The organism is Thiorhodospira sibirica ATCC 700588 (assembly GCF_000227725.2).
Lineage (GTDB): Bacteria > Pseudomonadota > Gammaproteobacteria > Ectothiorhodospirales > Ectothiorhodospiraceae > Thiorhodospira > Thiorhodospira sibirica.
In genome coordinates, this window is sequence record NZ_MU255056.1 from 1,829,053 (window position 1) to 1,854,173 (window position 25,121).

Genomic DNA, 25,121 nt, shown 5'->3' on the forward strand with positions numbered 1-25,121 from the left:
TTGACCTGTTCCCTGACAAGAGCGGCGCATTATATAGCGTTTGTGTCACGGGTCAAGCTTTTTTTTAAATTTATGTTACACGCGGCGATGAAACCGCGACAGCAAGCAGCGCACATGATCTGCGGTGCTCAGCAGCTGTTTGCTGGAGGCTGCCGTTTGCGTGGCACCGCCAAGCGTATTTACGGTGATCTCGCGCATCGCCTGAAGATTACGCTCAATCTCGGCATTGACCTGAAACTGTTGTTCTGCGGCACCGGCAATTTGCGCCGTCATATCACGGATTTGGCTGACTGCAGCCATAATAGCTTCCAGTCCCTGCCCTGCTTGCTGGGCTTCAATGGCGGTGGATTGAGCCATCTCTTGACCTCGCTGCATGGCGTTTACCGCACGCTGGGTTCCTGTCTGGAGGTTTTCAATCATGGCCTGAATATCGGCCGTGGATTGTTGTGTGCGCGAGGCTAAAGTACGCACTTCATCGGCCACCACGGCAAAACCGCGCCCCTGCTCACCGGCACGGGCGGCTTCAATCGCGGCATTGAGCGCCAGCAGATTGGTTTGCTCGGCAATGCCGCGAATCACATCCAGTACGCTGCCAATGGCCTGACTTTGCTGATCCAAGGTATGCAGCGCCTCCCCCACCCGTTTGACCTCAAGCGCTAAGGCATTCATCGCCGCAACCACGGATTGTACCCGCCGCCCTCCTGTCTGCGCCTGACGATCGGCATGCTCACTGGCACCGGCAACCTCGCTGGCACTGCGTGCGACCGCCTCGACCGTGGTGCTCATTTGTTGCATCGCGGTGACCACTTGGGCAATCTGCGCCTGCTGCTGGGTTAAATCGCCGTTGGTTGCATGACTTAACTGCGAGAGCTCCCCGGCGGTATGGGTTAATTGTTCCGCCGTGGCAACCAGCTCTTTGAGTGCCACATCAAATGCCTCAAGGATCTGATTAAATGCGTTCGCCGTATCGCCGATCTCATCTTTGCGCGCCGTATCCATGCGACGTGACAGATCAAGATCGCTGGCAATTTCTTTTAAGGTGGTCTGCAGCCGCATCAGGGGATGGGATACCGCATAGTAGCTTTGCCAGCCAATCACTCCCACCATCAAGATAAACACCCCGGCGCCAATGGCGATAGAGACCCACAATAAGCGGCGCAGATGTGCCTGCAAATAGTCCAGGTCAATATCGGCACCAATAATAAAGCGTCGCCCATCACCGGTTTCCAACGGCAGAAACAGCGAACGAAAGGCACCATAATCATCGGCATACGTCACATAGCGGGCTTGTCCGTCGGCGAATGCCGCATATAACACCTCTGGAGCACTCTCATAATGCTCAAAAAACCGATCATGTGTCCCGGTCTGTAATTCCGCAATGGTGGCAGAGGTTGCCGTAGTAACTACCCGGCCATCAAACAGCATATAGGTATACACATAGGCCAGGCCGATACGCTGCACATAACGCGACAGGCGGTGGATATCGTTTAAAAACTGTTCTGGTGCGACAGAGGAGGCGTCGGTAATGGCACGGTGATACTCGGGTGGGAACCATTCGGCCACGGCATAAGCCGCTGTTTCCAGGCGCTTGTCAGCGCCCTGAAGCAGGTGATGGCGCAGGGTGTGATAGGCTGTTGCGGTAAAAAACAAAAACCCCAGGATACTCACTGAGATCAGTGAAATCATTAAGCGCCACTTAAGTTTCACGCATCCCCCTTCTATCGGGCGTTGATATATTGCAGATCGTGTATTGTGCTATTTATTATGCGCTAGGGCTAAGGTATAGGTATAGCAGCCATATATGCTGTATGTACTGGCCCCAAACAGACACTATCAAGCCCATGTGGGCTGAGCGATTGAACTGATCGGGCTTAAGGAACGCGCAGAAGAAGGTATAGATAATGAGAGGGGGTGAGGTAAACCAAGATCCATCCCGGAGCGATGTTTACCTCGTAAGCAACTCCCTGTTAGCACTCACCTCCCTGGTGTACGATCTCCTTGCATCTCCCTAAGCGCATCAATCTCCCTGTATTCCTTGATGCATCAACCTCCTTGGTGAGCTGGGTATAGATTAACAAGGCCAGCGCGACCTGCAAACCCGCAATACCCCCGTTTTCTGTAGGAGTTTTCCGAAGTGTGCGTAGGAAAAATCCTACGCACAACAAAGGCTGCCGTAATCTATCCAGTGCAGCCTAAAAACCATAGCAGCGCAGGGCGCGCCATCAACGCACCGCTCAGGCAAAGGCGCGCTTAAACCATTTAAGCTGACCATCGGCCTCTATCGCCACTATATCAAAGCGCACCAGCCCCGCATGAGCATGACACCTTATATAATGGGAAGCCGCTGCTTGCAGTTTTTTTTGCTTGCGCCGGTCTACCGATTGAAATGCGCTGCCAAAGCTTGCCGTGCTGCGACTGCGCACCTCTACAAACACCAGCACGGCCTGGTCTTTAAAGATGAGGTCAATCTCACCTACCGGACAGCGATAATTGGCCTCAATAAAGCGCAGCCCCTGGGTCTGCAGATAGCGCTTGGCGAGCTGTTCTGCCCATTGTCCCTGGCGCTGCTGTGCCGTCATTGCCGCATCTGCAGGCTGACGGCGTGCTAAGCAGCCTTTAATGAAGCGCAGCGCCGCATCAATCCGGCGATGGCGTCGTGGCTGTGTCGTCTTCAAGCGCACCACCGGCAGCATCCTCCATCAGACGTGGCTCAACATCGGGTGCGTCGATGGGGCGCACACGACCACCGCTAAACTTGGCCCAACTGAGCTGGCGATGCACCACGCCCTGGAGATCCACCTGCAAGCGCCCGGTCAATCCTTCAAAGGGCCTGCGCTGCTGATGCAGCCGCGCTAATTCACCCGACAGGCGCATCGCATCAAAGCCCAAGGCAAATAAACGCGGCAGATTATAGGCCGCTGTGGCGGTGAAATCGGACCCGCTGCGCAGATCCTGACGCAAGCCCAGCTCCTCAATCAGCCAGGGAATTTCGACAAAGGCCAGCCCATTGAGGTCAGCATTGCTCGCGCTATCAGGAATCCCCGAATACACCTGCGAGGTTGCCAGCACTGGCAAATGGTGCGCTCGATGGAAACGCAGTTGCGGATATAGCAAGCGCACCTGTGCCGGGCCGCCGACAACAAAGATCATCTCAATATCCGCGCGCGGTTGCAGATCGGAACCGCGCAGCTGGCGATAACGCTCCAGGCTGTCGGCCATCCCCAAGGCAATCACGACCGGCCCGGTCAGATCGGTTTCTTGCGGGGCATACTGCTGAATCGCCGACAATCGGCCACCCTGTTCGCGGAAACGTTGCGCAAAGGCGCTGAGCAGGCGTTCACCCAAGGCATCCTGACTCACCAGCGCCACCGCATTGCGATAACCCTGTGCCGCTGCCCGCTCAGCCACATGGATGGCCTCTTCTTCAGGATTCAAGGCAAATTGATAAAGATTGGAGACCGCACGACCATCTTGCGCTCGATTTAAGGCCAGGGTCGGCACCGGCAAGCCTGGTTGTTCTGCAAGCCATTGCACAGCGGGACGTTCCAGCGGACCAATCACCAAGCCAGCACCCTCCTCAACGGCCTGTTGATATAAGGTCTCAATGTCACTGCCTTGCGCGGCGGTGTCATAGACCTTCAAGGTGGGACGCTGCGCCTCGGGCAACTCGTAATAGGCCGCCGTGATCCCTTCAAGAATCGCATTGCCGGCGGCATCCAGACGCCCCGATACCGGCAATAGCAGGGCAATATTCTGGCCTACCGATTGCACCAAAACCGGCGCTTCAGCCCATTGTTTACGCAGCAGAGCAACATATTCAGCCTCTGCCGGATGTGCGGGATAGCGCATCCGCCATTGATGAATCAGTTGCTCACCCATGCTCGGACGCGGGCGGCTATGCGCCAGCAAGGCCAATTCCAGCCAACCCGCCGCCGTACTTGAACCGGCCTGCTGCGCGGCGCTTTCCAGGGTGGGTTTGTCCAGAGATTGCAGCCATGTCCACAAGGCCTGATGATGTTGCGCCAGGGCCTCATGATTTGGCTGCCAACGATCCAGAGCCTGATACGCCGCGACAGTTTCCACATGGCGATGGAGCTGCTTGAGGGCCTTGATCTGAGTGGCACCGATTTTAAGCTGCCACGGCGCGGCCACATCATCCAGACCCAGCGGCAAGCGTTGCAAGGCCCATTCCGGATAGCCGCGATACAAGGCAAGTTCTGCGCGATATAATAAAAGCCGGGCGCGGGCCTCCCGATCCAGGGTACGCACGTCAATATCTGCCAGAGTGCGTACAATCCAGGGCTCTGTGACCTCGGTGATCTCTGGATACACCAACACATCAATGGCATCCAGCTCAAGCTGTTGGCGCAGCGGGGGGCGATAGCGGGAAGCCACATCCAGATAGGCCTGCGCCGCGCCGAGGCGATCACCCCGCGCCTGCAGCGCCTCGATCTGTTCACGCGGCAGATCAACCACCGCTGGCGAGGGAACCTTGGGTAGCGTACAGGCGCTCAATAGCCCTACAATGCATAAAATACAGAGCACATACCGTGACTGACTGGCAAACTTCATAATACCCCCTGAGATGTCCTTTCGCTAAAGACCCATGCGTAGCGAAACAGGCGACCAGGTATTTATACTATGTACCTTTGCCATGCCTCACGCAAACGCTTGATCCTCGGATCGACATTGATTTTTTAAGTATCTTAAGGCCTATCAGCGTGTCAAATCTACCGGGCATTTTATATGTTGTTGCAACGCCCATCGGCAACCTCGGCGATCTCAGCCCACGCGCTTTGGAGATCTTTGGCCAGGTTGATCTGATTGCGGCGGAGGATACCCGCCATACTGCCCGCCTGCTATCTCATTTCGGCCTAAGTAAGCAAAGCTTGAGCCTGCATGAACATAATGAGGAGCAGGCCACGCCTGGATTGATCAAGCGATTACAGCATGGTCAGCAGATTGCGCTGGTCAGCGACGCCGGAACCCCGCTGCTCAGTGACCCCGGTTATCGTCTCATCAAAGGCGCCCGTCAGGCTGGGATTGTGATCCGTCCGGTACCCGGTGCCAATGCCGCCATGGCCGCCTTGTGCGTTAGCGGCCTGCCTACCGATCGTTTTGTCTTTGAAGGCTTTTTACCGGCCAAGTCTGTAGCGCGCCAAAGCCATCTCCAGACGCTGGAACGAGAGACGCGCACCGTGATCTTTTATGAGTCCACACATCGCATCGTGGAATCCATCCATGATCTGTGCAGCGTCTTTGGCACCACACGCCATGCCGTCATTGCGCGGGAATTGACCAAAACCTTTGAGCAGGTGGTGGATGGCCCGCTGGAACAGTTATGCCAATGGCTCCAGCAAGACCCCAACCACCAGCGCGGTGAGTTCGTGATCCTGGTGGCCGGCGCACCGCCGCAGCACATTGATGCGCTCGATCCCCACACGGAACAGTGGCTCACGCTGCTGCTGGCCGAGCTGCCGCTGAAAAAAGCCGTGGCCCTGGTGGCGCAGATGAGCGATACACCGCGCAATGTGCTGTATGCCCATGCCATTAGCCTGAAATCCGAACAGCTGACTTAGCCAATCTGTCCATACTGCTCTACGCTTCCCAACCAGCGCTGGATCAAGGGTTCCACATGTCCGGGATAGTCATGCCAGATCAGCGCAGCGGCCTGACGCACCGCATCGAGCAAATCCTGATCACGCAAAATATCGGCGATGCGAAATTGCACCACCCCCGTCTGCCGGGTGCCCAGTACCTCACCCGGCCCGCGCAGCTGCAGATCCACCTGCGCAATCTCAAAGCCATCATTGCTCCGGCGCAGGGTGTCGAGGCGCTCGCGGGCCAGGTCGTTCAGCGGCGAGCGATATAACAAAACGCAGGCACTTTCGCGGCGGCCTCGCCCCACCCGGCCCCGCAATTGATGCAGCTGCGCAAGCCCCAGGCGTTCGGCATTTTCAATAATCATCAGCGAGGCATTAGGGACATCCACCCCGACCTCAATCACGGTGGTGGCCACCAACACATCCAGCGCACCCTGCTTGAATGCCGCCATCACCGCCTCTTTCTCCGCCCCCTTCATCCGTCCATGCACCAGCCCCAAGCGTAAATTCACCAGCTGTGAGGCTAACAACGCAAAGGTCTGCTCCGCTGCCTGATATTGCAGGTGCTCCGATTCCTCAATCAAGGTGCACACCCAATACGCCTGCATCCCACCCGCACAGGCCTCGCGAATGCGCTCAATCACCAGATCGCGGCGGCTTTCACTGATGGCGACGGTTTTCACCGGCGAGCGCCCCGGCGGCAACTCATCAATAATGGAATGATCCAGATCAGCGTATGCAGTCATCGACAACGTGCGCGGAATGGGCGTTGCGGTCATGATCAGCTGATGTGGCAAGGCGCCGGCATACGCCCCTTTTTCGCGCAGCGCTAGTCGCTGATGCACCCCAAAACGATGCTGCTCATCAATCACGATCAGGCCCAACCGGGCAAAATGCACATCACTTTGAAACAAGGCATGGGTACCGATCACCATCGCGGCCCGACCTTGGGCAATCGCGGCCAGATTGCGCTGGCGGGCCTTGGCCGTGAGCTTGCCGGCCAACCACGCCACCTCAATCCCCAGCGGTGCTAATTGGCTGTGAAAATAGCGGTAATGCTGTTCGGCGAGTAATTCCGTCGGCGCCATCACCGCCGCCTGCCAACCGGCCTCCACCGCATGCAGACAGATGGCCATGGCCACCAGGGTTTTGCCGCAGCCAACATCCCCTTGCACCAGCCGCAACATCGGCTGTGGGCGCGCCATGTCCGCCAGAATCTCGGCCATCACCCGCCGTTGTGCCGCCGTTGGCCGAAAGGGCAGACACTGCAGCAGCTGCGCCCACAATGCTCCCGGCACACGCATGGATGGCGCCTGTTGCCGCTGGGTAAATTGCCGCAGCTGCAAAAACCCCAGGTGATGCGCAAGTAATTCCTCAAAGGCCAGACGCCGCTGCGCCGGATGCCGACCCTCCAGCAGCACCTGACGCGGAATCTCGGGGGCAGGGCGATGTACTGTAGCCAGGGCCTCGGCTAATGCAGGAAAGCCATGCGCCGCCAACACCTGCGGCGGTAGCCAGTCAACCAGCGTGGTACATTGACTTAAGGCCAGGTCAGTCAGTTTGTGTAAATGCCGCTGGGTCAGACCCTCGGTGGCGGGATAAATCGGTCGTAAATAGTCATCGACCTCCAGCGAGGCCGAACCGAGCACGCGATATTCTGGATGTATGATCTCGGGATGGCGAAAGCCGCGACGGATCTCGCCAAAGCAGCGCACGCGGGTGCCTTGGCACAATCCCTGCTGCTGCGCCTGGCTAAAATTAAAAAACCGCAAGACCAGATAGCCAGTGCCATCAAACACGCGCACCACCCACATGCGCCGCCTACGCAGCAACACCTCACTGTGTTGCACCTCCCCCTCCACAATCGCCTGATCCCCCAGTCGCAGATCACGAATGGGCGTCAGACGTGTACGATCCTGATAGCGCACCGGCAGATGAAACAACACCTCCAGCAAGCTATAAATACCCAGCCGTGCCAATTGGGCGCGCTGCGTGCTGGGAACCTCTGGCGGCAGCGCGTTTAAATGGGCATCGCGGGGATCAGCAGAGGACATACTCCGGCTGTCGCTTGGTAAAATCGTAGCGATAGGCAAAGCCTTTTTTTATGCGGCTCTGGTGAGCAGCGATCTATGATGCGGAGCTTTAGCTCCGCGCTCCCAGCGGCGATCCATGACATGGCATGATTAAATGGAGCCCCAGATAGTGGCAAAGCGCTGCTGCGCTTTTTCCTCTGCTTGTGCCGCCGGGGAAGGCTCTGCTTTGGGTTGATTCAGCAAGGTATAGGTAAATTGCGAAACCAGTGCATAGCGCGCATATTCCTTATCAAGGCTGGCATGTACTGGCTCGCTCCCTTTATAAAACATGACTTTATCGCCAGACTGGAATTTATGCAAAGGCAGGGCAATGGTGGCAGGATGCTCCGCAACTGGCGCCGGGGTAAACAACAGCCCAGCAAACTGCTCACCATAACCATGCTCATCTTCGTTTAAGGCATGACGCACTAACACCGCATCCACCTTGGGCGCCAGGGTTTGGGCGCCCAGTTCCAGACGTTTATCTTCGGTAAAAGTGATCCAGCGAATCACACCCACCGTCCAGTTTACGGTATGCTCGTGCTCGTCATTTTCCTGGGTGCTGATAAAATCCTGGGCAAAGCTAATCAGTTGCCCAACCTGAGCTCTTGATGCCTCGTTTTTATTCCACAGCAGGCGAAAGCCACCGACGCTGATGTCCAAGACATTCCAACACTCAACGCCCTCTTTGCATTGATACTGCCCAAACCCTAAGGGCTTGGATGAAACATTAATACTTCCATCAAGCGACATCCCGCTGACCTTGCCTGCAAAAACTGCCTCCCAGGTATCCGCGTCTTCGGTTTGAATCCCGCCAGTGACAAACTGCATATAGTAGTCTGAACCGGTTTTCCCGGCCTCGTATTGCGCATCATTATCCAATAGCGCAAAACCAGGCGCGGCATTCGCCGGATTCGCTGCGGGTTTATCAGATAGCGCCTCGTTTTGCTGCGCCGAATCTTTTGGAACGCTCGCTGTGTTCATGAGGTGTGCATGAATGGCATCCAGCCCAATGACCACATCAACGGTTTCTTCGCGTTCAAAGCGGCTAAATTGGCGCTTGGTTTTACTGATCCAGGCGACCAGGATACGCTCCGCCAAATCGCGATTCAGCCCATCCAGCGATGATTCACGCGGATGATTTTGAAAGTGATCGTGTAAAAATTGCACCAGTTTGGCGGGGGAAAAGGTGCGGATGGATTCGGTGAGCTTGATGTCACTGGCAATAATATAAAAAGGAGCGCGATCTTCACACAGATCAATCAAATACAGCCTGCCTTGTGCATCTGGCGTGGCCGTGGGATTGAGTACACATTGCCGCGCATGTTTTTGCAAAAAACCGATCAATAGCTCGGCCTCACCCTGGCGGAGACTGAGCGGACGCGCCAAAAACAGCAGGGCCACGGCAAAATAAGTCTCGGCAATCGTGGTCTTTGTCCTGGTCTTTTTATCACCACTTTTCAGCGTGATCTGCAAAAGCCCATGCTGCTCGGCCAAGGCAAACAAGGCATTTAATTTTTGCCAAAGCCCAATAGGAGCCGGACGATATAAGCGTGCCGCATTATATAAAAGCCGACATAAGGGCTGCATCGCCCGAAAGATGGTGAGCGCCATATCGGCCTTGCTTAAGCTACGTTTAGACGCCTTGGCATCTTCAAGCACCTTGCGATAGCCTGCACTGATTTCTTCCAATAATTCATCATACAATTCAACCACTTGCCGGCTTTTTAATGGCAAAGGCAAGGTACGATTGACAAAATGGCGCTGCAAGCGATCAAGAACCATGGCTGAAATGCCTTGCATCGCCTCCATCGACTTCAAGCGGTCCTTGGGGTCTGCTGGCTGTTGATTGAGCTGGGTTAAGCCATGAAAAAATTGGCGCGTGGTTTCCCCAATATCTGCCAAGGGCAGCGCCTTGAGCCACGCCTTAACATGGCGCGGCTGCGGTGTTAGCTCACGCGAAGCAAAACCAAAATAAGCAGATACGGTGACAAACATAGCGCATTCTCCGGGATATTATGCGTTTTAAGAGAAAAGCCAACACGTACGAAAAAGCCGTGCTGCCAAAGAATATTCATGCCAAGCTACCAAACACGCATGCCCGCAGCACGATGACGGTGTCCTGACACATAAGCAAGGTCCCGATAGCGACACACCGCCACCTGCCTAAACGACAGGCAAAGCCTTTTTTATGCCGCTCTGGTGAGCAGCGATCCATGATGCGGAGCGGGTACTTCGCGCTCCCAGCGGCGATCCATGCCAAAGGCTCTATTTTACACAAAATGTGTGCGGCAAATCATTGTTTTACTTGACTGTCCTTGAATATCTTTCACCAATCGCGGCACCAGATACCCAGGCAATTCCCGTGCCAATATATCCAATAAGCTACGCGCCTCGTCCACACTGACCTCAAAATGTGCGCTGCCACGGACCCGATCCAGCAGGTGCAGATAATAAGGCTCTACGCGATGGGCAAAGAGCGTCTTGCTCAGATTCATCAATACATCGGCCCGATCATTGACGCCGCGCAGCAATACGCTTTGATTGTACAGACGCACCCCGACCGCGTGTAAATCCGCCAAGGCCGTCGCAACCGGTGCATCCATCTCGCGGGCGTGATTAATATGCAAGACCATCATCCGCTCTAAACGCCCCGCGCCGAGCCAAGCCAGCAGCGCGGCATCCACGCGCTGCGGCAACACCACCGGCACGCGGGTATGAATGCGCAACCGTTGCAGATGGCGGATACGCTCCAGGCGTTTGACGAAGCGGGCCAAATGGTGATCTGGCAAGACCAGAGGATCACCACCGCTTAAAATTACTTCTTCAATCGCTTCATGCTGCTGTAAATAATCCAATACGCGCCGCTGCTGCTCAGGCTCTACCAGACTCGGCGGATACGGATAATAGCGCCGAAAGCAATAGCGACAATGCATGGCACAGCGCCCCGTCGCCAACAGCAAAGCCCGCCCCTGATATTTTTGCACCACTCCGGCACAGGGCGTGGCGGCCTGATCCCCAGTGGGGTCTGTCTCGTAACCCACAGGCCCAGGATCAAGTTCTAGCGCCTGCGGCAACACCTGACGTAACAAGGGATCCGCCGGATCGCCCAGCTGGATGCGCGCCACAAAAGGCTCCGGCACCCATAAAGGAAAACGCGCCGCCGCTGCCTGAGTGCCGTGCAATAAATCAGGATCAAGCTGCAAGGCACGCAGCAGCGTCTGTGGATCACGCCATCCCTGGGCCAACAGCCGTGGCCATTGAGCGCGTATCTGTTGTGCATCGGCTAATCGGGTTATCATGTGCGCCCTATTTGATCACCCGTCCTGCGGGCATTTACAACCATCGGAAGACTCCGAGCATTCTGGACAACAGCATGGCAACCTACAGTACCAACGAATTCAAAAGCGGTTTAAAAATTTTGCTGGACAACGACCCTTATGTCGTCGTCGAAAATGAGTTTGTCAAGCCCGGCAAAGGCCAGGCCTTCAATCGCGTCAAGATGCGCAATCTCAAGACCGGACGGGTACTGGATAAAACCTTCAAATCCGGCGACTCAGTGGAAGGCGCCGATGTGGTCGATACCGATATGCAGTACCTCTACAGTGACGGTGAATTCTGGCATTTCATGATGCCGGAAAGCTTTGAACAACACGCCGTCCCCGGTGAGCTGATCAGCGATGTCACCAAGTGGCTCAAAGAACAAGACCTGTGTACCGTCACCTTATGGAACGGCGTCCCTTTAAGCGTTTCCCCGCCTAATTTTGTAGAACTGCGCATTGTTGAGTGCGATCCCGGGGTACGCGGCGACACCGCCACCGGCGGCAGCAAACCCGCCAAACTGGAAACCGGCGCGGTGGTCAAAGTCCCTTTGTTTGTCAACGAAGGGGAAACCATCCGCATTGATACCCGCACGGGCGAATACGTCTCCCGCGCCTAAACCCGGGGTTTACCTGAGGTTAGCGAGTATCCATGGACGCCGATCTATTAAAAAAAATTGTGGAAGCGGCCTTGCTGGCCGCCGGACGCCCCCTTTCCATCGAGCAACTGGAAGGATTGTTTGAAGACCACGAGCGCCCCGAACGCAGCGCCATCAAACACAGCCTAACTACGCTTATGCAGGAATGCGAGTCACGCGGCTATGAACTTAAAGAAGTCGCCGGCGGCTATCGCTTTCAGGTCAGGGAATCCTTAAGCGGCTGGGTTTCCCACCTATGGGCGGAAAAGCCGCCGCGCTACACCCGTGCATTCCTGGAAACCCTGGCACTGATTGCCTATCGCCAACCCATCACCCGCGCAGAAATTGAAGATATTCGCGGTGTCAGCGTTAGCACCACCATTATCCGTGGTCTGCTGGAGCGCGAATGGGTGCGTGTGGTCGGTCATAAAGAAGTCCCAGGGCGACCGGCCCTGTATGCCACCACCCGCCAGTTTCTGGATTATTTCAACCTGCAAAGCCTGGACGAATTACCGCCTTTAAGCGATTTCATTCTGCCCGGCGAAACCGACACAGAATCTGCCCTAGAGCACGCCGTAGAACAGCTCCTTGCCGACGCAGCACCAACGCCGCTGCCGGAGGAGTCCGCCGAGGAAACGCTCAAAAGCACACCCCCAGCAGCGAATGCCCCTTGATAAACTCACTGGCATCCAGCGCTTTGGCACCGGGTAATTGCAGTCGCGTGATGCGCAAAACCCCTTGGCCGGTGGCGACATCAATCCCGTTGGCGGATTCTGTCAGCACCTGACCGGGCGGCTTAGGCGATGCCTGGGTATCCAGCACTGTGCTCTCCCAGATACGCAGATTTTCGCCTTGCCAACGGGTATACGCCACCGGCCAGGGATTATATGCACGCACACAGCGATCCAGTTCCACCGCGCTTAAGGACCAATCCAGTAAAGCCTCGGCTTTACTGAGTTTGGCCGCATAGGTCACCAGACTATCATCTTGCACCACCGAGGTCAGCGTCCCCGCCTGCAAGGCCTCCAACCCCTGCATGAGCGCCTGCGCACTGAGTTTTGCCAAACGGTCGTGCAGGCTTTGCGCAGTATCGGTGGTCTCAATGGCACAGGGCAGGCGCAACAGTATCTCGCCGGTATCAAGCCCAGCCGCCATTTGCATCAGGGTAATGCCGGTCTGTGCATCACCGGCCAACAGCGCCCGCTGAATCGGGGCAGCACCGCGCCAACGCGGCAATAAGGAAGCATGTAAATTGATGCAGCCATAGCGCGGCAAGGCCAGCACGGCTGGCGGTAAAATCAGCCCATAGGCCGCCACCACCATTAAATCCGGCGCATAAGCCCGCAACTGGGCCTGAGCGGCCTCCGCCTTCAGGCTCACGGGCTGCTCCACCGTTAAACCATGCGCCAGCGCCATCTGCTTGACCGGGCTTGGGGTGAGCTGGCGCCCGCGTCCGGCAGGACGATCCGGCTGGGTATACACCGCCACCACCTCATGCGCTGAAGCCAGCAAAGCACTCAGGCCATGCAAGGCAAACTCCGGCGTACCCGCATAGACGATACGTAAAGGCGTACTCATCAACTGGCCTGCTTTTGGGCATCCAGCTTAGGCAGCTGGCCCAAGCGTGCCTGCTTTTGCAGCTTGCTTTGAATGCGCGAACGCTTCAAAAACGACAGATGATCCACAAATAATTTACCGTTGAGGTGATCCATCTCATGCTGAATGCACACCCCGAGCAAACCGTCGGCATTCAGCTCAAAGGGATTGCCTTCCCGATCCAGGGCACGTACCCTGATGCGCTCTGCCCGCTGTACATTTTCATAAAAACCCGGCACCGACAAACAGCCCTCTTCCCATGGCATCGTGCCTTCGCGGTGAATGATCTCCGGGTTGATAAAACATATTGGCCGGTTTTCCTCACCTTCCTTATTCAGGTGCATCACAATCACCTGCAAGGGCACATTGATCTGCACCGCCGCCAACCCAATGCCCTTGGCGGCATACATCGTCTCAAACATATCCGCCACCAGTTGTTGAATCTCGGCATCGACAACCTGCACGGGTTTGGCTTTCTGGCGCAGACGGGGGTCAGGAAAATGCAAAATTTCATAAATGGCCATGCCGGGGTTACTCCTCATATTTGCGATTTGACGGCGCACGCTACTAGAATGACTTGGCTTGACTGTGATGGTTCAAGCGATCACACAAAGCGGCATGAGACGGGTATATTGGCGCGATCGTAATATCGCTTTGTCTGGGTTGATTGATGTCTTTATTTTAGGGGGAAAAAAGGAATGTTGACTACATCTGTGTCGAGATTTATGCAAAGGCTCGTCATCATCGTCTTGTTAAGCAGCGGATTACTGGCCGGCTGCGCACTGACGCCCGATGAACAACACACCACTGCCGATACGCTGCACAGCCATACGCTAGACCCGGTGCCCGAGGGATTACCCCCACCCGCAGCCACGGCGCAACATCCGCCAGAAGTCATCACATTAAACCCGCAAGCCCCCAGGCACTACGTCGTCAAACGTGGCGATACCCTCTGGGACATCGCCAAAACCTTCCTGCAAAATCCCTGGCACTGGCCCGAGGTCTGGGTCGCCAACCCGCACATCAAAAACCCTCACCTGATTTATCCCGGTGATGTCTTGGTCCTTTACTATCAGGACGCCAGCCCACACGTCGCCATTGCCGAACGCCCCGCAAGCTATCCCACCGTGCGCCTTTCACCCGAGGTGCGGATAGAACCACTGCCAGACCAGGAAGCGCCCATCCACAGCATCCACCAGTTTCTGATTTATCCCCGCGTCGTTGCCGAAGAACAGCTCAAGCAAGCGCCCTACATTCTCGCCGCCATGGATGAACGCATGGTCTTTGGCGCCGGGGATAACGTCTACGTGCGCGGGCTGGATGCCGAACAGCGCGTCGGCTCACGTTATGGCGTCTTTCGCATCGGCAAGAACCTGCATGATCCCGACAGCGGAGAACTGCTAGGCCGGGAAGCCATCCCGGTCGGCGATGCAGAACTGACCCGCAGCGGCGATCCGGCCACCGTATTACTGTCACGCAGTGACCGCGAAGCCCTGCAGGGTGATCGTCTGCTGGAACTGGAAGACTCCCATCAAAACCTGCTGTTTATGCCCCAGCGCCCGCCGCAGGATACCGAGGGGGTAGTGATTTCCCTGTTTGATGCCATCAGCCAGATAGCCCGCTTCCAGGTCGCCGTCATCAATCGCGGCGAACGCGACGGCATCGAAAAAGGCCACGTCTTCGCCAGCTATCACGCCGGACGGGTGATCCGTGACCCCTATGCCAGCGGCGAAAGCAGCGTCACCCTCCCCGATGAACGCACCGGCCTGCTGATGGTATTTCGCACCTTTGAAAAAGTCAGCTACGCCTTGATCATGGAATCCACCCTGCCCATCCGTGAAGGCGACAAAGTGCGCAGCCCCTGAACCAAGAACCCTCTTCCTGAGAGCGCGGAGCCCCAGCTCCGCATAAAAACATGCCGGGCGGGTGCCCGGCGCTCCCCAGTGGCGGCATCTTCGAGATGTCGCCGCATTATTTTCGCAGGTATTAAGGCCGCTTCTTTCCCTTAATGCGGCTGTTCCAAGCGCAGTTTCTCAACCTCCGCCACCGACAACCCCGTACTCTGGGCAATCTGCTCATTCGTGAGTACCCCTAACTTCAGCAGGTTGCGGGCTGTGTTAATGGCTTTAAGATGTTGCCCCTTCTGCAAGCCAATTTCCTCGCCCTCCTGTCGTCCCTCTAACCGTCCCTCTAACCGTCCCTCTAATCGCCCCTTCTGCAGCCCCTCCTGCAATCCTTCGCGCCGGGCTTCATTGAGAAACGAGACTTCATCATGCAAGGCCCGTTCGCGGACAAAAGCCAAGCGCCGGGCTTCCTCATCAGCACTGAGTTCACGAATACGGTGCATCGCCTGTTGTACCGGTTCATGGGTGATTTTTGTCATGATGCTGTCCTCTCGCCAGTGTTTGAAAAAGGTGATCCAGTCGCGCAGTGGACTGGCAGTTAAGCCCAGTCGATCGGCTTTTTTGAGTTCGATGAGGTTGAGTTGCAGGAGGTTCCCCAGGGTGATGTGGGGTTGTTTTTCGTCGCGCATTTCAAAGCGCCATTGGGCTTGCTGACGTTCCTCAGCAGTCTCGGTGAACAGGTCAAAGTCCAGTAAATGAATGCCCACGGCGGCGCGCAGGGCTTGGTAGTCTTCGCCGCTGTTGAGTTGGGTGCCCAGGGTACGGGCGAGGTAGTAAAGCCCGCGTTGGTGCCAGGCGCCATAACGGCGGACCTGGATTTCTACGTTGTAGCAATCACCCTGCCCATCGCGGGCCAAGACATCGAGGATGATGTGTTTGCCGCTGAGTTCATCGGGGGTGATGGTGGGGTTAAGCACTTCTACACGGGCAATGGTGGGCAGATCCGGGCGCAGGTCGTTGATCAGACTGACCAAGAGTGCAGGCGCCTCGGCAAACAGGCGCTTGAAGACGTAGTCGTTGGTTGGATCAAGGAGTGCGTGCATGGCTGGGGTTGCTTGGGTTGGATGAGTGTCAGTATGCCACAAAAAACTCCCCTCCTTTTTAAGGAGGGGTGGCCGTAGCGCCGGGGTGGTTAAAAAGCTTTAAAACCTGACCCCCTCCCCGCCTGCGGCGGGACTCCCCCTTGGCAGGGGGAGAGTTTTTGACGTGGCGGCATCATCCTGATGCAGCATGAAAATCCGCGAACGCAGGATGCGTCCGCCACAACCTGCGACGTACGCGGCGCAGGCAGGGAAGCTGTCGCCACGTTAAAACTCGCGCAATATGCGCCGTAATTGGTTTCGTGCCTGCGGGTCTGGCTGCGGGCCATAGCGCAGAGCGACATACTGCCGGGTGAAGCGCTGGGCTTTTTCGCTTAACGCGGGATGCTGTTGCGTAATCCGCTGGGCAAAATCCCACGGCCCTTCATGGGGTTGGCGGTGGATGCCGATACGCGCTATGCGCTGGCAGAAGCGCCGATAAATCCGTGCCAGGGGGTCTTGCCGGGGCGGGCGGTTGCGCCAGAGAAAACCGAGCAAAAACACCAGTACGGTTAAACCGATCAGCCCGGCCATCAGGCTGACCATGCCGCGCCAGTCCATCCGCTCAAACCCCAGGCGTTGCAGCAGTTCTGCCTGCCTTTCCGGGCCAAAGGCCAAAACCCAGCCATTCCAGTAATAATTCACACTGTCGCGCCATAAATCCCATTGCAGCCGCAACGTCGGAACCCAACCCGCCCCCGCACGCAAAAACGCCGGGATATTTGCAGAATCACGCTCATCCCACACCGTCGCACGAATGCCCTGCTCGATGCGCTCCGGGGCGACGGCGCTGGTAGGATCAATGCGTACCCAGCCCTGATCGGCCTGCCAGATCTCGGCCCAGGCATGGGCATCGGATTGGCGTACCAGGAGATAACCTGCCGTGCGGTTCCATTCGCCGCCCTGATAGCCGGTGACCACACGCGCCGGGATGCCCGCTGCGCGCATCAAGACTACAAAGCTGCTGGTGTAGTGTTCACAAAAGCCCCGCCGGGTCTGGAACAAGAACTGATCCACCGGATCACCCGGCAAGGACGGCGGCTGTAGCGTGTAAAAAAACGGCTGTTCGCGGAAATACTGCAAGGCCGCCTGAATGATGGCCGCATCGTCGGTCCCGTGCTGGTTGCGCCATTGTCTGGCCAGATTGCGCGCCTGCGGGGCTGTGCGCGGTGGTAATTGCAGGGCCCGCTCACGACGCGCCTCACTGAGTACAGTCTCTGTGGAACCGCTCAGGCGCGAATATGCGGTATATTGCAGCAAGCGGCGTACCGGCTGCTGCGCGAGGAGATAATCATCTGCGGTCAGGCGTGCTTGATCCGGGGCGCGTACCGGCACGTCCAGCGCCAAGAGCCAGCGTTGATCATGCGGCTCCAGGGTTACGGTATAACTGACATCAAAATCGCGGCTCACCGTGTCGCTCTGCGCAATATCATCCCCTTCGCCACGACGCCACTGACGTCCGTCGTAATGCCAAAACACCGGACCACGCCAATAACGCTGGATCGGTGGCGGAGGTTCCTCGGCAAAGCTTGCGCGCAGTGCCGGTGCATTCGATTGCAACAGCTCACTGATCGACCCCGGCGACATGCTGTCCGAAAGCCCTGTCTTGGCGGACTCGCGGGTATCGGGCATGGCCCATAAAGGCCCTGGCAAGCGCGGAAACAACACAAACAGAATCAGCATGAGGGGCATGGCTTGCAATAGCAGCAGGCCACTAAAGCGCGCTGCCTCAGACCATGGCGGGGGCTGTGTCCCGCCATTCAAGCGGATCAGGGCGGCCGTGGTGACAAACACCGCCAGCAGCATATACAACGCAATCGGGATTTCCTGCGTGTAGAAAAAATTGGTGATCACCACAAAATAGCCCAGAAACACCGCCAGCATGGCATCGCGCAAGCTGCGTGTTTCCAGCAATTTAAGCCCGGTCATGACCAACAGCAGCGCCACTCCGGCATCGCGTCCCATCAGGGTGCCATACTGCCAGAATACCGCCGCCGTCAAGGCCATGGCGAATACACTTAATACCATGCGGCCCGGCAAAGGCCAGCCCCGACGCATGATCACCACCCGCGCCAACAATCCCAGCAAGGCCACCGCCATTACCCAGGGCGGTTGATTCAGCGCATGGGGCAACATCGCCACCGCAAGAGCCAGCGCAAGGCCATCAAAGGCACTGGGATAACGCGGCAAGGTTTCGCTCAATGGCAGCGCGCTGGTGGTCTTAGACGGCATGATGAAGCCCTCCGGGAAACCGCGCCAAGGTAGTCAGACAGCGATGATAATGCGCCGGGGTATTGTGCGGGGGGATCTCCTCACTCGGCAAGCGCAAACCATAACGCAGCCCCTGAGCATGTGCCTCGACGATCTGATAACACAGCATCGACAAGCGCAGCTCGGCATCCTGTATCGGCAAGGCTTGCCAGTCAAACCACACCGTCTGCCCCAGTTCGCGCACAAACTGCTTGGTATACAAGGCCCCGGTGCGCGCCGAGGCCTTCCAGTCCAGGCGGGTGGGTGCATCCCCCGGATGATAGCCGCGCAAGCCGGAAAACTCATCGCCATCCAGAACGCTTTGCGTCCGCTGCCCGCTGGCATCGCCTGCCTGAGCAAGCACCGTGGTCGGCGCAATGGGTTTGGGATAGACCAACACGGCCTCATCGAAAACCAGCCATGACCAGGTACGAAACAGCCCCAGGGGATAACTGGAATACAGCAACAGCGGCCCCGGTTTTAACTCACCGCGCCGTGTGGTCTGTATCTCAAGATTGACTGTGCTATGTCCCTGTGCAGAAACATAACAACGCTGCGTCTGCGCACCTTTACGATCCAGGAAAAGATTGCGACGAATGACATGGCTGGGATTGTGAATGACATAGCGAAACTGCGCCCGTTCACCGGCAAATACCGGCGTCGCGGGAATGCGTGTCACGCGCACATCCACCACATTGCGATGGGTATGCCACATCGCATTTGAACCCAGACCGGCCAGCAAAAAGGTCAGCAAAAAGGCCATGCTGTTACTGTAGTTGATAGACCCCAGCAGCATCAGCACTAAAATCAGTGCAAACAGCATCCCGTGGCGTGTGGGCAGGATATACAGCACTCGCCGATGCACGCGCAGCTCACGCGCTGCACTCCCCTGACGGCGTATGATCCATTGTTCCATCCGCCCCGACCATCCGCCCGATGTGCTTGTCTTCATCAGCAAACCTCGTTTAAGGAATCGGCACCTGTTCCAGCAACTGCTGCATGGTGTGAGTGCTATCTTGTCCGCTGGATTCCAGAAGATACAAGCGATGTCCACCCACTGCGGGCAAGACCGCCTGCACATCCTCAGGAATCACATGATCCCGCTGATCAATAAAGGCCCAGGCCTGCGCTGCCCGTAATAAAGCCAGCCCGGCCCGTGGCGATAAACCGCTGCGATAGCGCCCCGGTTCACGGCTATGCGCTAAAACGGCCTGTACGTAGTCTAGCAGCGCCGCTGAGACATGTAGCTGGGTCACCTCCTCCTGCACCCTTAAAAGCGCCTCTACGCTCAAACAGGGCTTTAATTCGGCCATCATCATGCGACGGCTGCGCCCTTGTAACAGCGCCCGCTCTGCATGGGCATCTGGATAGCCCAGATGAATGCGCATCAAAAAACGATCCAGCTGTGACTCCGGCAAAGGATACGCGCCGATCTGCTCTTGCGGGTTTTGTGTGGCAATGACAAAAAACGGTTCCGGCAAAGAACGGGTCACGCCCTCTGAAGTCACTTGCTGCTCTTCCATCGCTTCCAGCAAAGCACTTTGTGCCTTTGGTGTCGCCCGGTTGATCTCATCGGCCAGAATCACCTGGGAAAAGATGGGGCCAGGATGAAACTCAAAACGCTGCGTGTTGGCGACATACACGGATACGCCCAGAATATCGGCAGGCAATAAATCGCTGGTAAATTGAATGCGCTGGAAATTCAGTCCCAAGGTTCGCGCCAAGGCATGTGCCAGCGTCGTCTTACCTACCCCAGGTTGGTCTTCCACCAGCAAATGCCCTCGCGCCAGCAAGCAGCTTAGCGCCAGGCGGATGGGTCGGGCCTTGCCTAAAATGATCTGGTTCAGTTGTGCCAGGACATCTTGAATCGCGGTATGGTCAGTCAAAGCGGCACCTCATCAATGTGGTTAGTTAATGCCATCATAACCCAAAATGCATTTTCATAAGCAATTGTTTTTAAATGATATTTAGCAAGCTTTTGATTTTCTTGGCTTTTCGTTTTTTTTTTGGCGGCTGGTTTTGCTTTTTTTTTGCAACGCGTTGATTTTGCAAAAAATCACACCTTATTAAGTGTTCAAAAAAATTTCTGCGAAATTTTTTTGAACACAAAACCAACTACAACAAGTATAGAGATAGAGAAACTGAGCCAGGGGAAGTTTAGCTTTATAGTAGAGGGGGCCTTTGCCTGTGCATAACTTTTGTATTTTGATTTAAAATCAAAGACTTAATCGCTATTTTGCCTGTGGAAAAACCTGTGGATAAGTCACGTTTTCCTGTTAATAACTTTTTTTTGAGGGCGTTTTGAAAAAGTTATTAACAGGTTTTTCCACAGGCAAAGGCCGAGTTATCCACAGGTTGACCATTTTACTCAACTATTTTGGGCTACTTTTGCAAAAGTTTTCCACAGGGGTCCTGGAGTGCGGAAGACGAGGAGGGATCTTGTGCAAAATGCTTGCAACCACCCTGCCGTTGTTGCTGCACCCCTTCTTAAAAAGGAGGGGTGTTTTTTATGCCGCTCGGGTGAGCGGCGTTCCATGGTGCAGCCGCTCCGCGCTCCCGGTTTAGCCGTTGAGCAGGTTTTGGGCGAGTTCGTCAGGGAGCGTTAGGTGCAGCAGGCCGTGGTTGGGGGCGTGGATTCCACGAATGAACCAGAACAGCGCGCCGCCTAAATGCTTTGCTGGATCATAGGCGGGCAGGCGGCTTTGCAGGTGGCGGTGCAGGGCGTGGGTGTAGAGTGCGGCCTGTACGTCATAGCGTTTTTCCAGGACGCATTGTTGCAGGGCCGCTTCGCTGTAGCTGGCCTCATTTGGCCCGAGCCAGTTGGATTTGTAATCCAGTACGTAGTAACGACCGTGACAGCAAAAAATCAAGTCAATGAAGCCTTTGCATAGCCCGTGCAGTTGTTGCTCCTGCAAGGCCGGGCGGGCATGAGGATTCAAGATGGCCTGCGTGATGCGCTGATCAAGGTGTTTGACCGAGACGCCATGCACGCTGAGATAAAATTCCAGCTCACTGTGGTATTGCCCAGATCCTAATGTGCTGATTGTGAATGAATTGCCGTCCGGAAAGTGACACTCGCAGTGCAAAATAGCCTCAAGCCATGAGGTGAGCGGGCTGATGGCATCGGACATACCATAAACCTGTGCATGGTGTGCAAGCAGCGCGTGTAATTCGGCGGCTGTGCGTTGATCGGCGCGGTTCCAGCGATCAAAGCCTTTTTCGGCCAGGCTTTCCAGCACCGCATGCAGCAACAGGCCGGTGGCCGGGCCACGGGGGAAGGCATGAATCCCTGCAAGTTTAGCGGGGGCGCCGTAGATATCAGGCGGTTCGGCGGGCTGGGTTATGTCATCAGGTAGATGCAGCAGCCATGCGAGTTCATCACGCCAGCGGATCTCGGTGGCATCCTGATGAAGGTCTTGCGTCAGGGCGCTATAACTGGACACACTCCGTGCCGGTCGATTCAGTGCGTGAGATACCCGCCGGGCGGGCCGGAGTGCGGTATCCGCTGCGGGCGGTGTGCTGGGCATGAACTGGGTATCGGCGGCAGGCGCGCAGATGGCAATGGCCGGGTCGGCGTGCGCCAATGCGTGTAATTGTGCGCCCAGGGTTTCCGCAGACAGGCCCTCTGGCTGGCCAAGGAGATAGGCGATGGCGGGACGATGCGGTTTTTTCTCGCGACCCTGATAGGTGGCGGCCATACCAAGCCAGCAGCTATGGCGCGCCCGGGTCAAGGCAACATAGAGCAGGCGTAGATCCTCTGCGAGCTGTTCCTGGTCCGCCTGCCTCAGCGCCGCCGCATCGGGCGACCAGTCAAGCACCGTCTCACCGTCTGTATTGTGATAGATCAGGGGTAATTGTTTGGTATCCAGGTCCCGGCTCTGGCAGATAAACGGCAAAAACACCAGCGGATATTCAAGCCCCTTGGATTTGTGAATGGTCACCACTTTAACCAATGCGGCATCGCTTTCCAGGCGCAGAATATGGGCCTCATCGGATTCATTGGCGGATTGCCGATGGCGGTAGAGATACTGAATCAGCGCCTTTTTGCCATAGACCTGCACACTGGCCTCGCTGAGCCATTCGCTCAGATGCAGCAGATTGGTCAGGCTGCGTTCCCCGCCCATGCGTGCCAGCAGGCGGCCGGGCAGATCCATCTCCTCCAAAAACCGGTGCAACATCGGCAAAATCCCCTGGCTATCCCAGAGGTGCCGATAGCTGCGAAAACGCGCCAGATAATTTTCCCATTGCCGCTCATCATGCTGGAGCTGCCACAGCGCTTGCCAGCTCAGCCCCAGCGTCGGAGTTGCCAAGGCCGCCAGCAGGGTATGCGTATCGGTAGGTTCAAGACAGGCCAAGAGCCAATGGTAAAGATCCTGGGCTTCCTGCGTGGTGAGCACTGAATCGCGATCGGACAAAAATACGCTGGTAATCTGGCGGGCGGCTAAAGCCTCACGGATCGTCCGCGCCTGCTGCAGATCACGCACCAGAACGGCAATGTGTGCGGCGCTGATGGGCTTTAGTGTGCCATCGGATGCACGAAAGCCGGCCTTACCCTGCTGGCCTTGCTGCAACAGCCGTGCAATGGTGTTGGCGCAAGCCTTGGCACTTAAGGTTTGATAGTGCGTCCCGGAAAGTGGCTCACCGGGGTCAAGCTCACAGATTTGCAGGGCAGCCAGGGGCGCGTTTTCTGCCACCAGTACGCTGTCTTTAGGGCGAGCGCCCACTTTCTGAAAGGGCAGCGGATCATCCGCCCCCTGACGAAACAAAAAGGCGCCCCGGCCTTGCGGATGCTGTTCTGCGCGCCAAAACAGGGTGTTGACCGCGCTCACCATCGCAGGGGTTGAGCGAAAATTGCAATCCAGCGTATAGCACCGCGTACCCATCACCCGCCGCGCCTTGAGGTAGGTATAGATATCGGCACCGCGAAAGGCATAGATCGCCTGTTTGGGGTCGCCGATCATCAACAGGCCGCTATCGGGTGAGTTTTGCGCCGGGCGATAGATAGACTCCAGAATGCGATACTGCACCGGATCGGTATCCTGAAACTCATCGACCAGCGCCACCGGAAAGCGGGAGCGCAGCCGCTGCGCCAGGATGGCCCCCTGTGATGCCTGCAAGGCACGATCCAGCCCCCGCAGCATCTCATCAAAACTCAACTCACCCCGGCGGGTCGCCGTATGGTGTATGCGGGCCTTGATCCAGGCACCGGCGTGCTGTTTGAGGAGCGGCGCGCTGTCTGGCAGGGCGGCGTATTGCGCATAGAGGGCCTCCAGCGCGGCAAAGGCCGGATGCGTCGGCACCTGTTGCGGATCCTTCCATAACTGCTTCAAACCCTCCGGCGTGCAATACTCGCGCTCCTTTTCGCCCTGTGCCGGCACAAGCTGCTCAGGATCATCCAGCCAGGCGCGCATCTTTGCAAGCCACGCTTTAGCGCGAAATTTACGCCCATCAAAGGCTTTTGCCTTTTGCGCCGCATCAAATAGCTGCTCCAGTTCCGGCAGCCATTGAGCCCACGGAATGCGTGATTCAATGGCAAAGGCGCGGCGCTGGGCTAGATACGCATCCAGCAGTACCTGCACTGTGGTCTGCGGTACCGGCGCATCCGGCAATTGCGGCAACCAGGATGCCATGCTTTTCAACTGCGCCGTCGGGTCTGGCCAGAGCTTTTGCACTGCCTGCATCGCCGCCTCGCCGTGCAGTGGATACAAAAAAGTGCGCCAATAATCACACACGGCGGTATGCAGCGCCTCATGGCTATCTGCGGTTAATGTTTGCGAAAACAAACGGTTACTTTCAAAGGCATGTTCGCGCAACATACGGTGACACCAGCCGTGAATTGTGCTGATCTCCGCCGTATCCATCTGCTCGGCAGCCTGACGCAAACGCTGCGCACCCACTGCCCGCCCGGTCTCGTCATAACTGTGCCATAGCGTCTGCAACACGGGATCCTCTGGTGCCTGGGCATGGATAAAACAGGCGGCGGCCTCTTCCAGGCGCCGCCGGATGCGCTCGCGCAGCTCCTGCGTGGCCGCCTTCGTAAAGGTGATAACCAGGATGTTTTCCGGTGGCAAGGGGCGTATAAAGGCATTGGCACCGCCATGTCCCAGCACCAAACGCAGATACAGGGCAGCAATGGTGTAGGTTTTGCCCGTTCCGGCACTGGCCTCAATCAAACCACTGCCATAAAGGGGAATATCTTGATATAGCATCGTGCACGGCATCCACAAATATAATGATAGGAAAGGGAACGGCTTTTTTGCCCAAGGCAACGCAGCCAGCGACGACTCCGGCAAAATATTGCGCTACCGCATCTGTCAACCCAATTCAGAAAAGTCCCCTTTTGTGCAAAGCAGAAGTGTCCCCCGTAGAATGCGTGGTTATGGTGTTTGGGCTGGTGCCGGAGTGATGTTGCCCCGACCTCTCCAAGGGTGGTCCGGCGCCGGTTTGTAGGTTGGCTTGGCGGTCTGTTTTGCCTTGGCCTGGTCGACGCTGTGGTGGACACTTTTTTCATCATCCAGCGGTGTGGGCGGTTCGCCCTCAGCCAACAGACGGTAAGGCATGATGTGCCCCTGGTGCAGGAGGGTGATGGTGCCGTCGAAGGCCTCGCAGACGGTGAGGGTGGCACCCCGCAGGCGGTAGCCCTTGCCCTGTCCCTGAAG

17 protein-coding genes and 1 pseudogene are annotated in these 25,121 nt (G+C 56.7%); 4 read left to right on the forward strand and 14 right to left on the reverse strand.

Annotated features, from left to right (window positions below; all coding sequences use genetic code 11):
• Positions 1 to 75: 75 nt before the first annotated feature.
• The 3 genes from THISIDRAFT_RS08655 to THISIDRAFT_RS08665 form a co-directional block, all read right to left on the reverse strand.
• Positions 76 to 1,686 (reverse strand): methyl-accepting chemotaxis protein, encoded by a 1,611-nt coding sequence (locus THISIDRAFT_RS08655; RefSeq protein ID WP_050984879.1) that lies wholly within the window; start codon positions 1,684 to 1,686, stop codon positions 76 to 78.
• Positions 1,687 to 2,234: 548 nt separating this feature from the next.
• Positions 2,235 to 2,681: a YraN family protein gene (locus THISIDRAFT_RS08660; RefSeq protein WP_418896132.1), complete on the reverse strand. Its 447-nt coding sequence runs from the start codon at positions 2,679 to 2,681 to the stop codon at positions 2,235 to 2,237.
• On the reverse strand, positions 2,638 to 4,572 hold the full coding sequence (locus THISIDRAFT_RS08665; RefSeq protein WP_006787267.1) for a penicillin-binding protein activator: 1,935 nt from the start codon (positions 4,570 to 4,572) through the stop codon (positions 2,638 to 2,640). The genes THISIDRAFT_RS08660 and THISIDRAFT_RS08665 overlap by 44 nt, the downstream gene beginning before the upstream one ends.
• 149 nt (positions 4,573 to 4,721) lie before the next feature.
• Here THISIDRAFT_RS08665 and rsmI point away from each other — a divergent pair, with 149 nt between their 5' ends.
• On the forward strand, positions 4,722 to 5,579 hold the full coding sequence (gene rsmI / locus THISIDRAFT_RS08670; RefSeq protein ID WP_006787266.1) for a 16S rRNA (cytidine(1402)-2'-O)-methyltransferase: 858 nt from the start codon (positions 4,722 to 4,724) through the stop codon (positions 5,577 to 5,579).
• On the opposite strand, the gene recG is transcribed toward rsmI, so the two are convergent.
• From recG to epmB, 3 genes are all read right to left on the reverse strand, one after another.
• Positions 5,576 to 7,657: an ATP-dependent DNA helicase RecG gene (gene recG / locus THISIDRAFT_RS08675; RefSeq protein WP_006787265.1), complete on the reverse strand. Its 2,082-nt coding sequence runs from the start codon at positions 7,655 to 7,657 to the stop codon at positions 5,576 to 5,578. The genes rsmI and recG overlap by 4 nt on opposite strands.
• 129 nt (positions 7,658 to 7,786) lie before the next feature.
• Positions 7,787 to 9,673 carry a hypothetical protein gene (locus tag THISIDRAFT_RS08680; RefSeq protein WP_006787264.1) on the reverse strand — a complete coding sequence of 629 codons (1,887 nt, stop codon included), beginning with the start codon at positions 9,671 to 9,673 and terminating at the stop codon, positions 7,787 to 7,789.
• Between the two features lie 275 nt (positions 9,674 to 9,948).
• On the reverse strand, positions 9,949 to 10,977 hold the full coding sequence (gene epmB, locus THISIDRAFT_RS08685; RefSeq protein WP_006787263.1) for an EF-P beta-lysylation protein EpmB: 1,029 nt from the start codon (positions 10,975 to 10,977) through the stop codon (positions 9,949 to 9,951).
• A 74-nt stretch (positions 10,978 to 11,051) separates the two neighbouring features.
• Here epmB and efp point away from each other — a divergent pair, with 74 nt between their 5' ends.
• Together efp and scpB are read left to right on the forward strand one after the other, a co-directional pair.
• On the forward strand, positions 11,052 to 11,615 hold the full coding sequence (gene efp, locus THISIDRAFT_RS08690) for an elongation factor P (protein WP_006787262.1): 564 nt from the start codon (positions 11,052 to 11,054) through the stop codon (positions 11,613 to 11,615).
• Positions 11,616 to 11,647: 32 nt separating this feature from the next.
• Complete coding sequence (gene scpB, locus THISIDRAFT_RS08695; protein WP_006787261.1) at positions 11,648 to 12,307, forward strand: SMC-Scp complex subunit ScpB; 660 nt, start codon at positions 11,648 to 11,650, stop codon at positions 12,305 to 12,307.
• Here scpB and fmt read toward each other — a convergent pair.
• On the reverse strand, positions 12,273 to 13,211 hold the full coding sequence (gene fmt / locus THISIDRAFT_RS08700) for a methionyl-tRNA formyltransferase (protein ID WP_006787260.1): 939 nt from the start codon (positions 13,209 to 13,211) through the stop codon (positions 12,273 to 12,275). The genes scpB and fmt overlap by 35 nt on opposite strands.
• Positions 13,211 to 13,753: a peptide deformylase gene (def, locus tag THISIDRAFT_RS08705; RefSeq protein ID WP_006787259.1), complete on the reverse strand. Its 543-nt coding sequence runs from the start codon at positions 13,751 to 13,753 to the stop codon at positions 13,211 to 13,213. Before def ends, fmt begins: the two co-directional genes overlap by 1 nt.
• A 201-nt stretch (positions 13,754 to 13,954) precedes the next feature.
• Between def and THISIDRAFT_RS08710 the strand changes: the two genes are divergently transcribed.
• Positions 13,955 to 15,094: a LysM peptidoglycan-binding domain-containing protein gene (locus THISIDRAFT_RS08710; protein ID WP_040852099.1), complete on the forward strand. Its 1,140-nt coding sequence runs from the start codon at positions 13,955 to 13,957 to the stop codon at positions 15,092 to 15,094.
• 140 nt (positions 15,095 to 15,234) lie between these two features.
• Here the strand turns inward: THISIDRAFT_RS08710 and THISIDRAFT_RS08715 are convergent, their stop codons facing one another.
• The 6 genes and pseudogenes from THISIDRAFT_RS08715 to THISIDRAFT_RS08740 all read right to left on the reverse strand — a co-directional run.
• The gene (locus THISIDRAFT_RS08715; protein WP_040852096.1) at positions 15,235 to 16,176 is read right to left on the reverse strand and encodes an Rpn family recombination-promoting nuclease/putative transposase; all 942 of its coding nucleotides are present in this window, start codon (positions 16,174 to 16,176) and stop codon (positions 15,235 to 15,237) included.
• Between the two features lie 264 nt (positions 16,177 to 16,440).
• Positions 16,441 to 18,444 (reverse strand): transglutaminase TgpA family protein, encoded by a 2,004-nt coding sequence (locus tag THISIDRAFT_RS08720; RefSeq protein ID WP_006787256.1) that lies wholly within the window; start codon positions 18,442 to 18,444, stop codon positions 16,441 to 16,443.
• Positions 18,434 to 19,378, reverse strand: coding sequence for a DUF58 domain-containing protein (locus tag THISIDRAFT_RS08725; protein WP_040852093.1), 945 nt, complete (start codon positions 19,376 to 19,378; stop codon positions 18,434 to 18,436). The genes THISIDRAFT_RS08720 and THISIDRAFT_RS08725 overlap by 11 nt, the downstream gene beginning before the upstream one ends.
• 49 nt (positions 19,379 to 19,427) lie before the next feature.
• The gene (locus THISIDRAFT_RS08730) at positions 19,428 to 20,348 is read right to left on the reverse strand and encodes an AAA family ATPase (RefSeq protein ID WP_006787254.1); all 921 of its coding nucleotides are present in this window, start codon (positions 20,346 to 20,348) and stop codon (positions 19,428 to 19,430) included.
• Positions 20,349 to 21,023: 675 nt separating this feature from the next.
• Positions 21,024 to 24,671 carry an exodeoxyribonuclease V subunit beta gene (recB, locus tag THISIDRAFT_RS08735; RefSeq protein ID WP_006787253.1) on the reverse strand — a complete coding sequence of 1,216 codons (3,648 nt, stop codon included), beginning with the start codon at positions 24,669 to 24,671 and terminating at the stop codon, positions 21,024 to 21,026.
• Between the two features lie 168 nt (positions 24,672 to 24,839).
• A pseudogene (locus THISIDRAFT_RS08740) lies at positions 24,840 to 25,121 on the reverse strand (hypothetical protein); the annotation flags it as partial.